This is a genomic window from Flavobacterium araucananum, from assembly GCF_002222055.1.
Classification (GTDB): domain Bacteria; phylum Bacteroidota; class Bacteroidia; order Flavobacteriales; family Flavobacteriaceae; genus Flavobacterium; species Flavobacterium araucananum.
The window spans coordinates 21,549-37,574 of record NZ_MUGS01000052.1 but is presented as its reverse complement, the minus strand read 5'-3'; the positions used below and the strand labels follow the sequence as shown (position 1 = coordinate 37,574).

The 16,026-nt window shown below is 35.2% G+C and carries 6 protein-coding genes; all 6 read right to left on the bottom strand.

The genetic code is table 11. The features are described 5' to 3' along the window. Nucleotides 1-69: 69 nt before the first annotated feature. Nucleotides 70-843 carry a TlpA family protein disulfide reductase gene (locus tag B0A64_RS20080; protein WP_089481270.1) on the bottom strand — a complete coding sequence of 258 codons (774 nt, stop codon included), beginning with the start codon at nt 841-843 and terminating at the stop codon, nt 70-72. A 743-nt stretch (nt 844-1,586) separates the two neighbouring features. Continuing rightward, nucleotides 1,587-6,323: a T9SS-translocated chitinase ChiA gene (gene chiA, locus B0A64_RS20075; RefSeq protein WP_089481269.1), complete on the bottom strand. Its 4,737-nt coding sequence runs from the start codon at nt 6,321-6,323 to the stop codon at nt 1,587-1,589. Between the two features lie 488 nt (nt 6,324-6,811). After that, nucleotides 6,812-8,878 carry a beta-N-acetylhexosaminidase gene (locus tag B0A64_RS20070; RefSeq protein ID WP_089481268.1) on the bottom strand — a complete coding sequence of 689 codons (2,067 nt, stop codon included), beginning with the start codon at nt 8,876-8,878 and terminating at the stop codon, nt 6,812-6,814. A gap of 155 nt (nt 8,879-9,033) precedes the next feature. Then, a complete protein-coding gene (nagB, locus tag B0A64_RS20065) occupies nt 9,034-10,971 on the bottom strand; it encodes a glucosamine-6-phosphate deaminase (protein WP_089481267.1) in 1,938 nt (645 codons plus the stop codon). A 113-nt stretch (nt 10,972-11,084) separates the two neighbouring features. Then, on the bottom strand, nt 11,085-12,668 hold the full coding sequence (locus B0A64_RS20060; RefSeq protein WP_089481266.1) for a RagB/SusD family nutrient uptake outer membrane protein: 1,584 nt from the start codon (nt 12,666-12,668) through the stop codon (nt 11,085-11,087). A 12-nt stretch (nt 12,669-12,680) separates the two neighbouring features. Beyond that, nucleotides 12,681-15,716 (bottom strand): SusC/RagA family TonB-linked outer membrane protein, encoded by a 3,036-nt coding sequence (locus tag B0A64_RS20055; RefSeq protein ID WP_089481265.1) that lies wholly within the window; start codon nt 15,714-15,716, stop codon nt 12,681-12,683. Between the last annotated feature and the right edge of the window lie 310 nt (nt 15,717-16,026).

Here is a 16,026-nt window from a genome sequence, read left to right as displayed (position 1 = left end):
ATCGAGCTGCTTACGAAGATTTCTCGTTCCTCGAAATGACAAACTATGCGTTTAATTAATTATTTTAAACTACAATTTACTTTCTTTCGCCAGCGCTACTTCTAAACTCTCGAAATTAGGCAGTACTTTTGCAATCATACCTTCTTTGTTCAGAATAAAATGGGTTGGAAATGAGTTGAGTTCCAAAGCTTCATTCATATATGTTTTCATGCCTGGAATAACCGAATAAGACAAAGGTTTTCTCGCCAAGAATGTTTTTAATTGTTCCTGTGAATCTTCGGCCAAACTTATGAAGAGAATATCTTTTCGGTCTTTATATTCTTCTGTTAGTTTATTTACCTGCGGAAATTCTCTTATACAAGGCGTACAATGAATATACCAGCATTTTATGACTATGATTTTCCCTTTCATGGATTCGTTTGTAACCAGATTTCCGTTTAAATCTTTAAACGAGAGTTTAGGAAAAGGTTTCCCTTCCATTTCGAAATTTTTATAGGCATCGAAAGCTTCCTGATTTATAGTGGCTTTTATGCTTGTATCAGAATTGGGCTGAATTTTAAAGAGTTTATAATAGTAGATCGAATCTTCAGATTTTAATCGAATTGGGATATAATTTCCGTTTGTTAGTTCGTTTAAAAAGGTTTCTTTAGAAATTTCTTTAGAATTTGAATCTAATGCTACAAAATCTCTCGAAAGCATGATGCTTTTGCTTTGATAAGCAGACCAATCTTTATATGTTTTTTGAATTTGAATGGGATCAACTTCCGGGGCTTTCTGATTGGATTGAGCAAAACCTGTGGTAAAAATTAAAAATACTATTATGAAGTTGATTACTTTTTGCATGAAGTTTTTAGTACAATTGTTGGAGTTCAAAATTACTTAAAATAGTTTGGAATTTGGATTTAATTGTGAAGAAATGGCACGCGGATGACACGGATTCGCTTTCGCGAAAACGCGGATTTGCAAGGATTTTATATTACTACGCTCATTTTAGTCATTGCGAGGAACGAAGCGATCTCATTTGCTAAATCAATTGTTAGTGTGGTTGCTTCGTTCCTCGCAACGACAATATTGTGGTTACGTTACGTTTCAAGGGATTAAAATCCCTCGCTACAAAATAAATCATTCCTTCGGAATTTTATAAAGAGTTCAGGACAAACGAAACATATTGTAGGGATTGATTTTAATCCATTCTACGCGGTTATAATCGACATTCTAGTTCGAAATATTGTGGTTATTTTGTTTTTTAGTACACTAATAATGTAAATTTAAACTGCAACTTCTTATGAAACCGAATGTCCCAGCCCTGATAGAAGCGGTATCCTTTTTCTGGCTTCTTTAGACAGAAAAAGATACAAGCGAATAGCAGGAAACAGCTCCCGAAAAATAGTAGCAATTCATCATAAAACAAAAAAAACCCGGCAATAAAATTGCCAGGTCTATAATGCGCTCCTTCAGGTGAAAACCAAATAACAAATCACCTAAATTTGCTGCATTTATTCGAAATAAAAACCAGATTAAAAAATAAATAACCAAACTCAATTTTAACCGTTCTAATTTTTTTATTTCTAATTTTTTAATTCATTTTAGTTTAAAAAGTTCATCACTTTAAATGATTTTTTGTTTCCTGCTTTGTCTGTTACTACAACGATAAACAATTGTTTGGTTGAGAAACTTTGGTTTTGAAGCAGGACTTCTTTACTATTCTGAATATTTTTATGACTTACTATTGATTGCCCAATGGTATTAAATACATCTACCTGAGCGATATCTTCAGTGTCATTTGCAACAGATAATGCATCATTTTTAAAGTAAGCTATTGTTTTACCATTAGGCTCAATTTTATCTAATGCTAGTGTTTTTGCTGATGACTGCGAAGCAAAGTAAGCGGCATAGGCTTTAGATAATTCAGATGAATTACCACAAGAGGATGCATCCCAGTTTACAGACCAAGTCATTAATCCTCTTAAAGAAGGATATGGTCCGCCTGGCTGCATAGTGTATGTTCTTCCTGAAAAAGTGGTTCCGGTTCTTAAATAATTCATAGCACTTATTCCTTCTGCCGGTGTCAAATAACCGCTACCTGCTGCACTTGGACAAGCTGGTAATGCAATAAGAACTTTTGAGGCTGGTAAACCATCAAAATGCATTCCTGTTGTAGCAATGTTATACCCTTTTATCACCATATCGGTTAGGGCTGTGACCATGTTTGCTTTCTTGGCAGAACCATAATATTGACCGTCTAATCCGTTTTCTCCTCCTGTATTATACAATTGTACGGCTAACAAATCTAGTTCGTTACGTAAGTTTTGAATGATTGGCAGGAAGGAACCAAAAGTATCTGTATAGGTAGAATATCCTCCTTGTACGTATTGTGTTTCCGGAGCTGCTGTTAATAAAAATCCTGGGCCATAGTACGCTTTTAATTCTTTGAAAGCATCTACTACGTTTTTTAATCTTGGATAAGCAGAAATACCCGCATAAGAAATATCTCTTAAACCTCCTGCGCTAAAATTCATCGATCCGCCTTCAAAATCAATATCAACTCCATCAAATTGATACTCGTCAATAATCGCTTTTAGACCATTAACAAAGATATTTTTTTGAGTTACATTGTCCAAAACAACATGACCGTTTTGACCTCCAATAGAAACAATAACAGGAACGCCGCTATCTCTTAAGGATTTTATATCATTTTTCAACAATTGCTTATTGAAAACTCCATTGGTCAAATATCTAGTGTCATTTGTAGTTAATACTGGTGTATAACCATCACGATTAACGGTTTCTACGAAAGAATAATCAACTACGTTAAACTTACTTCCCACCATTTGAGAAAAATATAAAAATGGAGCACCTGTATTTTCCCAGGAATGTGCGTATCCTAAAATAATTTTGGATGGTAGCGGGATAAATCTATTTGTGCTCACCGGAGCAATTTTGATTGTATTGTTTAATGTAGTTACACCAGATTGATTATCGGTTGCTTTGATTACAACTGGATAATCCTGATAAGCAGTTGGTGTAAAATTATACGTATACGTATTATTTGTACCTGCTGTCATGTTAAATGTTCCTCCATTTATTGTAATAGTAACTCCTGAAACTGATCCGTTACTATCTACAGCCGTAACTGAAATTGGCACAACCTGAAAAGTACTTTGGTTTACTGTAGTATTCGATGGTGAATTCCAAGTAATTACCGGTAATGAATTTGGGCAGTTTGCACCTGAACAATTTAATGTAAAACTATATGTTTTTGCATCTGTTGTTCCGTTTGATGCTGTAGCCGTAACGGTTAGCGTATGACTAAGCGAAAACTGATTTGCTGCCGGTGTCCAAATCGATGTATAAGTTCCTGAAGAATTGGTAGCACTCAAAGTTTGTCCGTCTAAACTAAATACAACAGATGAGATTGTAGTGGCATCAGTAGCACTTAATCCAACACTTGCAACAAAATTAATTGATGATCCTAAATTTATAGCAATCGCCGAAGCTGTTGGGGCTGTAATGGTAACCACTGGCTTAGTCGCAACCACTGCTTGTCTGTTAAAATTATAAATTGTTGCTGTTGTTGGAACTGCAAAGTTGGCTAGGTTATTTGGATAATAAGTTACATCGCCATTTTCCCATGCATTTAATTTTAAACTTAAAATTTGTGTATAACCTGCTACAACTGAATTATCGAAAGTATAATTTCCTGATGCATCTGTTGTTGCCAGAACACTTTTCCAGTTATGAGTATTATCTGTCCAGGGCACAACTAATTCTACTTTTGCTCCAGCTACTGCAACTGTTCCGTTTTTAACGGTTCCGCTAATTAAATTTGCAGCTGCTAGTGCAGTTTTTGCTGTAGAACTTGTGTTGAAGTTGTAAACTGTTGGGTTTGCAGGAACTGCAAAGTTTGCCAGATTATTTGGGAAGTAGCTTACTTCTCCGTTTTCCCAACTGTTTAATTTTAAACTTGTAACAGTTGTATATCCTGCTACAACTGCATTGTCAAAACTATATTTACCTTGTGCATCTGTTACGGCAATAACACTTTTCCAATTGTGTGTGTTATCTGTCCATGGTAAAACCAATTCTACTTTTGCACCCGCTACTGCTACTGTACCATTTTTAACTGTTCCGCTAATTTTACTTGTTGGAACTACAACAGCATCCTGTGAGAAGTTTAGCGTTTTGTTCGCAATCAAATTAGTATAAACTGTTGAAGCGGGTGTAAATGTTTGTCCTGCTAAAGCTGCAGTCACAGTATATGTTCCGCCAGACGGTAAATTAGCAATCGAATATGCTCCACTTGAATTTGTAATTGCAGTAAAGGTTCCTCCTGACGAAGTTGCCGTAACAGTTACACCAGAAACCGCAGTTGCTCCATTCAAAACTGTTCCGCTTACGGTATAATTAATAACTGCTGCACCCTGAGCAAAATTCAATGTTTTGTTGGCATCAATTGCAGTATAAACTGTAGATGTTGGCGTATAGGAAAATCCTGTTTTTGCAGCCGTAACTGTAAAATTAAGTCCTGCTGTTAAACCTGCAACGCTATAAACTCCGCTTGCATTAGAAACCGCCGTTAAAACTGTAGATCCTGATGTTGCTGAAACTGTCACACCAGAAACCGCCGTTGCCCCATTCAAAACGGTTCCGCTAACGGTGTATAAAGGTTGTGATCCATTAATAACAACTCCGGTTTGATTAACCGTAACGTTTGTTAAAGTTACTGGAGTAAATGTATACGAAGCTTTTGCAGCTGTAAGTATATAATTTTGTCCAGAAGTTAAGTTACTGAATGTAAAATTACCTCCTGTAGAAGCTACCGTTTGCAATACTACATTGCTTGCATTACGCAATTCTACTGTAACATCCGGTACCAATGCTGCTCCGTTTTTTACAGAACCTGCAATACTTACTGTTCCGGGAACAACGCTGCCAAATGATGTATCAACCTGAGTTAATAACGAATTTGGAACAGCACCTCTGGTATCCTGAGACAATTCCCAAACCATACCTCCTGCAAGATTTTTCGATTTTATATATTGCACTTTTAAATCCATTGATTGTTTATCTTCATAAGAAATAAACTGTTTTAAAGTAGCATTGTATAAATAAGGAACTTTTGTTGTGTTATCAAAATAGCGTACCCATCCTGCCGAAGCGGCAGCTGGCGTAACCAACATGGTATTTGGATCTAAATATGCGTGTGAATTTGTTACCGGATTCCCTACTAAATCGCAAATTTCGATACTTCCTGATTTTTCGCAAGCTGCCGGACCATCCCAGGTTCCTGTTGGGTTTTGCGGATTTGTACATCCTGCAACAACATCTCTTGGTGCTGAAACGAATAATCCATTTGTTGAATTTGTCGCCACATGATCAAATTTCTTTCCGTAGAAAGGCAATCCCATGATTAATTTATTGGCAGGAAAACCAACTACATTCAAATATTGATTGGTTAATTCGTCAAGTGATTCTGATTGTGCTGCGCCATAAAGCGGATCATTTGGATTTCCGCTTGCATACAAAGGTGCATTATAGCATGTTTTATCATACCAGTTTCCACCAAAATCATATCCAAAATAAGTAATGTAATCACAATAAGTCGAAATGTCTTCCGTCATTCCGTATTGTGATCTGTTGTTTGGCCCTAAATATTGTGACCCCACTTTACGAACGTTGTTTCCGGCTGCAATAGTGATTAATTTATTTGGCATTGCCTGACGCATTGCTTTCAATAAATACACTAAATTTTTGTTGTCATCCGGGCTGTACTTTTGCGGAGGAATAGGAGCTCCGTTAATTACTTCGGTACCGTCTGTTCCTCCGGAAAGAGGATATTCCCAGTCGATATCAAATCCGTCGATAAACGGATATTTGGTAATAAAGTTTGCCATATCTGTAGCCAAAGCAGCTCTTGCTACAGGACTTGCAGCAATTGGAGAAAGATCCTGACCTTTTGTCCATCCTCCAACAGAAATTAAAATTTTAAGATGCGGATACTTTTCCTTAAGCTTCATAAGGTCATAAAAGTTTCCTTTGACCGGAGCATCCCAAGGGATTCCGCCTTCCATATGCTCGAAATCGGCATAGCTGTCCAAACATAACAATTTGGTATTCTCCGGATGGGCAGGATCAAAAGTTGTCCCATAAAAAGAATAATTCAAATGCGTCAATTTACTTCCATCTATCTTCGGGATATTAAAATCCCGGGCATAAATAGCCCATTGCGCATAATACCCCACTACCTTTTTGCCGTGAGCCGGTTGTGCTAACGCGAGTAAGGGAAACAGTAACAAAAAAAGCAATCTGTAATAATGTTTCATAATTAAATTAATATTGGTTAATAGAAAATAAATATTCCAATTACGATACCTTACCTACTTAAAAAGCATGTAAATACAACAACTGGGATTCAGTTTCTTGCAAATAGAATACATTGCAACTCACTGGAAATTAATTCATATTACTTCTAAAAATAAATACTACTATTACCGATTCCATAATCATTAGTGAATAGTATTGATTGATATTTATTTAATTTTTTTAAAATTTAGATTAAACAAAAAAGATAAATTTGGGGTTTATCAATTTTAATACTTTACTTATTTGTCATGTTTTTTATTCTCGTTATTTGGTTTTAAATGTTAATAATTTATTTGATGGTTATTTTTTGATGTTTTTTAGGGTTAAAATTTTTAAATAAATACGAAGTTTACCAAAATTATCTCTACTAGAATATTCTAGCAGAGATAATTAATTACTAAATAATCTTGGTAACAAAACATACTAAATACTAACTCAAACCAAACTTTTAAATTAATTTCTTAAGACTTGTATATACTGATAGCTCAACATCAGCATGGTCTTTTGAATTGCATTGGTCTATTAAATGCTGCAAATCATCTGCTTTTAAGGTCGATTTATTATCTAAAACAAGCAACAATTCCTGCGATGCGTCATTCAATTTTTTAGATAATGGCAAAATTGGTTGCACTAAAGGTGCATTGGCACTAAGCGTTATTAAATCTTTATTTACAGCGATCCATTTGTTGAAAAAAGCTGCTACTTTTGCTTTATTTTCAGGCGTTTTACTGGCTAAATATTGTGTTACGGCATCCTCAAAAGCTAAAGAATCTTTTGCATCCGGTGTACATGCATCTGCAAAAAGGGTAAACGGAGAATAAGTCTGATATTCTGTACCTCCTTTGTTACGGGTATATCCTTTTAATGGCTCACAAACATTCGAAAATTCGCTTAGCGGTACTATATTTTGATTGTTTGAAATATTTCTTAAAATCACATCTTTATTACGAATGTGGGTTAATCCCAGTTCTTCTAATCTAAAAGAAACTACCTCAAGACGTTTGCGCATACTGGCAAGATCTGTAATATCTTCTGAAGACCAAAGTCTTTCTGCAATTGCTGCTGTTCTGGGCCAAAGTCTTGAATCTATAGTTGTAGAGGTGGCAAGTTCTGACCACATTGTTGCTTCTCCTCCCAAAATCCTTGCTTTCTCTTCGGCTGTTAGATTTGCTCCTTTTGGCATTGGATCATTTAAATAATGACTGGCAACGGGATACATCAAATCGATATAATATCCGTTTGACAAAACGGTTTTGTATCCTTTTTTTACTGCATTTACTAAGGATTGACCTGCAACAACTCCTTCATTTGGACCTCTCCACGAATGAATAATGGCTTCTTTTGACATATTTTTTGTCAAAATCTCTTCCCATCCCATCAATTGTTTTCCGTGTTTTTTAAGCATTGGCACTAATTGCATGGTAAAATAGGTTTGCAATTCATGGTTTGTAGCCAGTTTATTTTTCTTTTTAAATTCCTGAATCTTTGGGTTTGCGTCCCAGTCTTTACCTTCATTTTCATCTCCCCCGATATGAAAATAAGCGCCTGGGAACAACGGGCAAACCTCATCAAATAATTCACTTAATAACTGGTATGTTTTAGGATTTGAAGGATCTAATGTTGGCGAAAAAATACCCGCATTTCTTTCAATTCCATAGGTAGCAATTGCTGTACCTTGAATATTTTTTTCAGATGTCCCTCCTGTTAGTGTAATTACTTTGCTTCCTATTTCCGGATAAGCAGTAAGTATTGCAGATCCATGACCGGGAACATCTATTTCAGGAACGATCAAAATACCACGCTCATCAGCATATTTTACGATATTTCTTATTTCCTCTTGTGTATAATATAATCCATCCGAAGCTAATTCTATTAGTTTTGGATGTTTTTTGGTTTCAATTCTCCAACCCTGATCATCAACCAGATGCCAGTGAAAAACATTCATTTTCATAGCTGCCAATGCATCGATATTTCTTTTGATAACATCCACGGGCTGAAAATGCCTTGCTGCATCAATCATCAAACCTCTCCAGGTAAATCTGGGAAAATCTGAGATTTTTGAGTTTGGAAAATAAAACGAGTTATTGGTATTTTGCAACATTTGCAGTAAGGTTTCAAGGCCGTGAAGTGCGCCTAAATCGCTCGTTGCATTTATTGTAATTTGATTTTGTTTGATGTCCAAATGATAACTTTCGTCTTCATACAAGCCAATTTTTCCGCTTTTATCACAATTAATCTGAAGTGAGGCTGTAGGAACTTCATTTAGTTTTGAAATAAAACCCTGTTCGAAAAAAATACCGGTTCTACCATCTAAGCGGCGCAAAAAACGTGTTACTCCACCAAAAATTCGGGGATTAGGATTTCCGGTAATGTTTACTTTAAACGTTTTGTTTAAAGCAAAATTCCCATCGTTTAAAACAACATTTTGTGGCCAGGGCATAAGATTTAGTTGCTCTTTTTGAATTTGAGCACCAGACGTTATACCTGCTAATAGTAGTACTAATAAATATTTCATTTTACTGTTTTTGAAAAGTTGTTATCGTGAGATAACAGTATTAAATAAATAAGAAACAAAACTCAGAATGATCTCTATTGAACCCTCACTATCCTTATGAAATCAATCTGAATTTTGTAATTTGATTCGCTCCAAACCGAATCTAAAAAACAACTCTAATAATCAAAACGCTTAAAGGCTTCAATCGCTTCATATTCTGCCAATCCTAAATCATCGTATAGTACGGCAGTATTTTTATTACGGTCTTCGGCTCTGACCCAGAATTCTCTTGAATCGTTTCCTTGAAACATAACTCTGTCTTTTTGAGATTGGTGGTATAAAATGGCGTGACGTTTTAGTAATACTTCTGACGGTGAGAGTGGTACTGCCATGTCTATTTCATGAATGTCCCATTCGTGCCATGCTCCTCTGTACAACCATAACCAGCAATCATCCATATATTTTTCAGGCTTCAATTGTTTCATTGCTGCAAAGATCGCATTAAGACAAACTTCATGTGTTCCGTGCGGATCTGCAAGATCTCCCGCTGCAAATACCTGATGTGGTTTTATCCTGGCGATAATTTCTTTTACAATGGCAATATCATCAGGTCCTAACGGATTTTTCTTTACTTGTCCTGTTTCATAAAACGGAAGATCCAGAAAATGGGTATTCTCATCTTTTAGACCTATATATCTTGTTGCTGCATAGGATTCTCTACGACGGATTAGTCCTTTTAATTTTCGTACTTCGAGTGAATCAATTTGATTTTCTGATTTGTTATTCAGGAATTCAATGACTGATTTGAAGTTTATTTTTGTATTTTCGTCTGTTACAAAATCGCTGCATACTTCGGCAAATTTCAATGCTTCGTCGTCTGTAACGGCTATATTTCCGGAGGTTTGATATACTACGTGTACATCGTGACCTTGTTTTATCAATTTTGAAAAAGTTCCTCCCATAGAAATCACATCATCATCAGGATGTGGACTAAAAAGAATCACTCGTTTTTTTGCAGGATTGGCTCTTTCCGGACGGTGCGAATCGTCAGTATTTGGTTTTCCACCCGGCCATCCTGTTATGGTATGCTGCAATACGTTGAACATATTAATGTTCAAATCATAAGCAGAACCTTCTTGTGCCAAAAGATCAGACATTCCGTTGTTGTTGTAATCTCTGTCTGTTAATTTTAATATAGATTGTTTTGTTTTTTGGCACAACCAAACAATCGCTTTGCTTTTTAATTCTTGTGTCCAGATGCATTCTCCTACTAACCAAGGCGTCTTGAAACGGGTTAACTCTGACGCGGCAGACTGGTCTAATACAAAAGTGGCATTGGCATGATTTTGTAAAAATGTAGCTGGAACTTCTGAACTAATATCACCCTGAATGGTTCTCTTGATGATATCGGCTTTGTTTTGTCCCCAAGCCATTAATACGATTCTTTTTGATCTCATAATGGTCGAAACTCCCATGGTAATCGCTCTTTTAGGAACGTTGTCGATACCATTAAAATCTGATGAAGCATCTACTCTTGTTATGTGATCCAGTGTTATAATTCTGGTTCCGGAATTGATGTGCGATCCTGGTTCGTTGAAACCTACGTGACCTGTACGACCAATACCTAATAATTGAAAATCAAGTCCTCCGGCATTTTTAATATTCATTTCATAATCGATACAATATTGATTTAATTCATCAATAGAAACTGTACCATCCGGAATATTAACATTCTCGGGTTTGATGTCAATATGATTAAAAAGATGCTGATGCATGAAATAATGATAGCTCTGATTGTTCTCTCTGGTCATTGGATAATATTCATCCAGATTAAAAGTGATTACATTCTCAAAACTTAGACCTTCATCTCTGTGCATTCTCACTAACTCTTCGTAAACTTTTATAGGAGAAGAACCTGTTGCTAAACCTAATACACAAGATTTATTTTTTTCTTGTTTAGATCTAATTAATTGCGCGATTTCCTGCGCTACAATTATAGAAGCTTCTGCTGAATTTTTGAAGATTTCGTTGTGGATCTTTTCGAATCTGGTCTCTTCAAATTTTCCCGCGCTTTTATAGCTGATATCAGGTTTTATTTCTAAAGCACTTTTCATTTCTTTTTTCTTTTTTTGTATTTACAATTTTAGTTTTTGAAATGGTATAAGCAACTTACATTGCTTATACCATTTACTAACCAAACTTAAAGTCTTTGATTCCTTTTGTTTTATTAGAAGTTAGCTCCGGTAGTATCCCACCAAAGTCTTGTTCCTCCGTTATCAGGGCCTCCTAATTTTGCAACACCGCTGGCAACTCCGTCTTTATTGTTTGCAATCTCAGATTGCACGAAGTTGATTCTTCTTACACCAAGTGCTGTCGAAATTTTGCCTCCACTATTGTTTACAACTACAGGAAATAATTTTGGGTAACCTGTTCTTCTGTAGTCAGACCATGCTTCCTGACCTTCCGGAAATCCAGCAATCCATTTTTGAGTAATAATTTTTTGCAATTTTACTTCGTTTGTTGCAGCAGCATCCCAAGCAATGGTTACATTATTTACTGCTGCTACATTGTTTACAGGAAAACCAGGATCTGTATAATCTACCGGTAGTTTTACATTGTCTGTCATATAGGCAGCAGCTCCTGAAGCACCTCTTTGATCAAATGATGCCTGAATACCTAATTTATATAATGATTCAGGATCATTACCCATATTCCAACCTCTTAAAGCTCCTTCAGCTCTTAAAAAATAAGCTTCGGCAGTTGTAAACAAATAAATTTCTTTTGATTTTACAACAGCTCCAATTCCTGAAAAATCCTGGTGATCTCCTTTTCCTCCAATAGTAATACCGGTACGAACCCCTTTGTATTGACCCGGAAACTGAACTGATGTATCAAAATAAGCCGATATTCTAGGATCACTATATCCTTTTAAGATTGATTCCATATCTGCAGACATACGAATATCCAACCATGAACCGCTAATAGTAGCAATAGGATTTGTAAAATCCGGAGATACAATTTTAAAAGCATCTGCATTTGTAGTCATTACTCCAAATTTTTGTGCAATTGCTTTTTCAGCCTGAGTTTTTGCAAGGTCCGGTTTTACTTTTACAATACGCATTGCTAATCTTAAACGTAATGTATTGGCAAATTTTACCCATTGTTTATAATCGCCTTTGTATCCTGATAAATCTGTAGAAGCAAAAGCTGTTGGCTCAGCTGCATCTACTCTTTTTGTTAATTCAGTAACCGCAACATCCAGTTCAGAGAACATTTGGTTATACACCTCTTCCTGAGAATCGTAAAGTATTGGTGCTTCTTTACCATATTGAGAATAGATAATTGGTCCAAAAATATCTGTTACTCTGTGCATTCCTTCTACTTTTAAAATAAGAGAAAGTGCATAAAACTGATCGTATTTTCCTTTTGATTTATTTGCAATATCATATGCATTAAACATTACATTAGGATATGCATTACTCCATATAGCACCGTTCCATCCGTCGATTAAATCGTAAGTAGTATTATTACTTCCTCCTCTAAAACCAGTTGGTGTGGCCATATAACCCGACCAGATATCACTATTTAAGTTTTGTTGCAACTGGTATTGATCTTCCCTTTGATTTCCTAATACCTGAATATTGTTAAACATTGGAGCAAATCCTCCTTTGATATGGTTAAAGTCCTGAGCTAATTGATCCTGACTAAAACCATTGGGATTAGTATTGATATCCTCAAAATTATCTGTACACCCTACTACAGCAAGTAATGAAATACAGGCAGCTGTTGTTTTTATATTTTTAAATTTCATTTTTTTTTGAATTTAGAACGTTACATTTAAATTAAGACCGATACTTCTAGTAGATGGTAAACCATAGATATCAACACCTTGCAAGCCTTCTCCTGTACTTAATGCAATATTTGGATCAAAAGGAGCGTCTTTATAAATAAAGAATAAGTTTCTGGCAATTAATGAAATACTGGCAGTTTGAAAAACAGGCAGTTTTTTAGGATTGAATGTGTATCCTATAGAAACTTCTCTAACACTTACGTTTGTAGCTTTGTAAACGTATTCGCCAGTAATTCCGTCTCTTCCTCCAACTGTTTTGTAATATTGCTTAGCATCCATTGTTGTCACTGGTGTTCCATCAGGCATAACTGCATTGATTGCAACTCCTCCAGCATTTCTTGCATCTCCTGTAGCTTGAGAAACTCCAAAATAATCATTTTGAGCCTGAGTCATACTCATAACTTCACCACCAAAACGTCCGTCAAGCAAAACATTTGCAAAGAAGGCACCTAATTTAAAAGTGTTAGAAAAACCTAACATAAAATCAGGATTTGAGTTTCCTACTTCAACAAAACCTGCTCCGTTATTCTGAATATTTCCATCTGCGTTTAATAAAATACGACCCTGAGCATCTCTTAAAATAGTTTTACCCATAATAGCCCCAAATGGTCTTCCTTCGATTAATGAATATTGGTAGTTATTAACTCCCGGATCTGTAAGGTTAACTACTTTTCCTAATGAATCAGGAAGTTCTTTTACCTTGTTTCTATTTTGAGAGAAGTTTATTGATGAATCCCATGAAAATTTATCCCCTTTAACAATACCTGCATTTACTACGATCTCAAAACCTTTGTTTTCGATACTTCCTGCATTAAATCCATAAAATTTAACTCCTTCAGGGTTTCCTTCTGGTGCAAGAACCTGTAAATACTGATTTTTAGTTATAGAATGATAATAAGAAACCTCAAATCCTAGTCTATTGTTAAACATTCTCCATTCAGTACCAAATTCGTACTCTGATTTTAATTCCGGTTTTAAAGTAGTCCCTCTTTGTACACCAACTCGAGGTTGTGTACCAGGAATATTAGGAAGAAAATAATTTACTGGACTTGTAACAAAAGCAGAAACATCATTACCTACCTGAGCATACGTTCCACGAACTTTGGCAAAATTTATAAATTCCGGCATAGTAAACATTTCACTAAGTATACCTGTTAAACCTACAGAAGGATAAAAGTAAGACGGGCTGTCTGTATTAACCAATGTAGAAGACCAGTCATTTCTGGCTGCTAAATCCAAATACAACATTTCTTTGTATCCAAAAGTAGTCGTTGCAAATACAGATTGTACTTCTCTTTTAGCATCAATTGTTTGATAGTTTCCTGTGTTATTTACAAAATTATGAAGGGTAAACCAGTTTGTAAGTGTTAATCCTCCACCAATTCCAGAATCCAAAATTGTTTTTTGATTTGTTAGTGTATTTGTTATACTAGTACCAACGTTAGCATTAAATGATATATCATCAGAAAATTTTGTGTTGATTGTAGCAATCAAATCTCCGTAACGCTGTGTGCTTAAAGAATTTTCGTTAATGTATCTACCGTTTGCATTAGAAAGTGTTCCTTGAGTTGTAGCAAATATTTTTTTATCAAATTCGCTGTCAATTCTGTTATAGCTATATCTTGAAGCAATTGTTAACCAATTATTAGCTTTGTAAGAAGCTGTTATTGCACCATTAAAGAAATTATTTGTGTCTTCAGATTTATTTCTGTTAATAGCCCAATATGGGTTTTGCATAATATCTCTGTTTGTCATCCAGTTTTGAGCCATTAAATTTCTGTTTGGATCAAAAACTTCATAATTATTTTTGTAGTAATCAAAATCGTTTCCTCTTGGCATTAAATAAACACCTGTTAACGGGTTAAAGTAAAGACCATTAACCGGTTTATTAGCAATTGATTGAGTCGTATAGTTTGCATTTACACCAACTGTTAATTTATCATTAAAAAACTTAGCCGTCTGACGGATCCCAAAGTTATTTTTCTTGATACTATTTCCCGGAATAATTCCTGTTCCTGAAGTATTTGCATAAGATAATGCGGTAGAAGAATTTGCTGTTGCTGTAGAATATCCTACAGATGTAATTTGTGTAGTTCCTGTATTAAAGAAATCTTTTACGTGATCTTTTGTTTTTTGTTTATTTCCCCAAGATTCATCTTCACCTGCGTTAGCAATATAATCTGTTTGAAATTTTGGTAAATAAGCTGCTGTTTCAAAAGTAGTAACAGACGAAGCTGTAAGGCTTGATTTTCCTTCTTTAGCTTTTTTAGAAGAAAGCAAAATTACTCCATTTGCACCTTGAGAACCGTATAATACAGAAGCTGCTGCTCCTTTAAGAACTGTCATTCCTTCGTAATCATCAGGATTAACCAAAGATATTGCATCTCCACCATCACGGTTACCTCCTGCCAAACTACCAAATGTGTCATTAGGCTGTCCTGAACCGGAGTTCAACATTGGGATACCATCAATAACATATAAAGGTTGGTTGTTTGTTATAGAAGAATTACCACGAATAACCACTTTAGTAGATCCACCAGTACCACCTGCACTTTTTGTTACGGCAACACCGGCAATTTTACCGGCAATTGTGTTTATAACGTTTGCATCTTTTACACGTGTTAGCTCTTCTCCTTTAAGTTCCTGAGCCGCATAAGTCAATGATTTTCTTGTTTTCTTGATACCTAATGAAGTTACAACTACTTCATTTAATGCATTAGATGCCCCTTGTACCAATTTAACATTAATTGTAGCAGCATCGCCTACAACTATAGATTGTGTTTCAAGACCTACATAAGTAAAAACTAGAGTCTGTCCTTTTTGTGCTTCAATTGTATACAAACCATCAAAATCGGTAGTAGCACCTTTTTGACCTCCTTGTACTGCAACAGATGCCCCTGGTAATGGCATCCCATCAGAATCTGTAATCACACCTTTGACACTTTTTACTTGTGCAAGCGAAACTTGCGCCGTAAAAACAATCATAAAGATTAAGAAAATTTTTTTCATGTTTATTTATTTTGTTAGTTATGGCGTAAATTTATTCTTAAGAGATTGTTAAAAAAAATAATTTATACAAACGACTTTAAATTTTAAACCAACGACATAAAACAATCAATAATCCGTTACACGAAAACGTTTTCCTATAAAAATATTACAACACTTTTCTATTAATAAAGAATATAATTAATAAAAAATACAAATTAAACAACAAATACCCAATTACAATTAACACTTTACCTATTTGATAACTAGGCATATAAAATGGCGTTTTGTAAATTATAAATAATAAAAAATGTGTTTTACGAAAACGTTATCC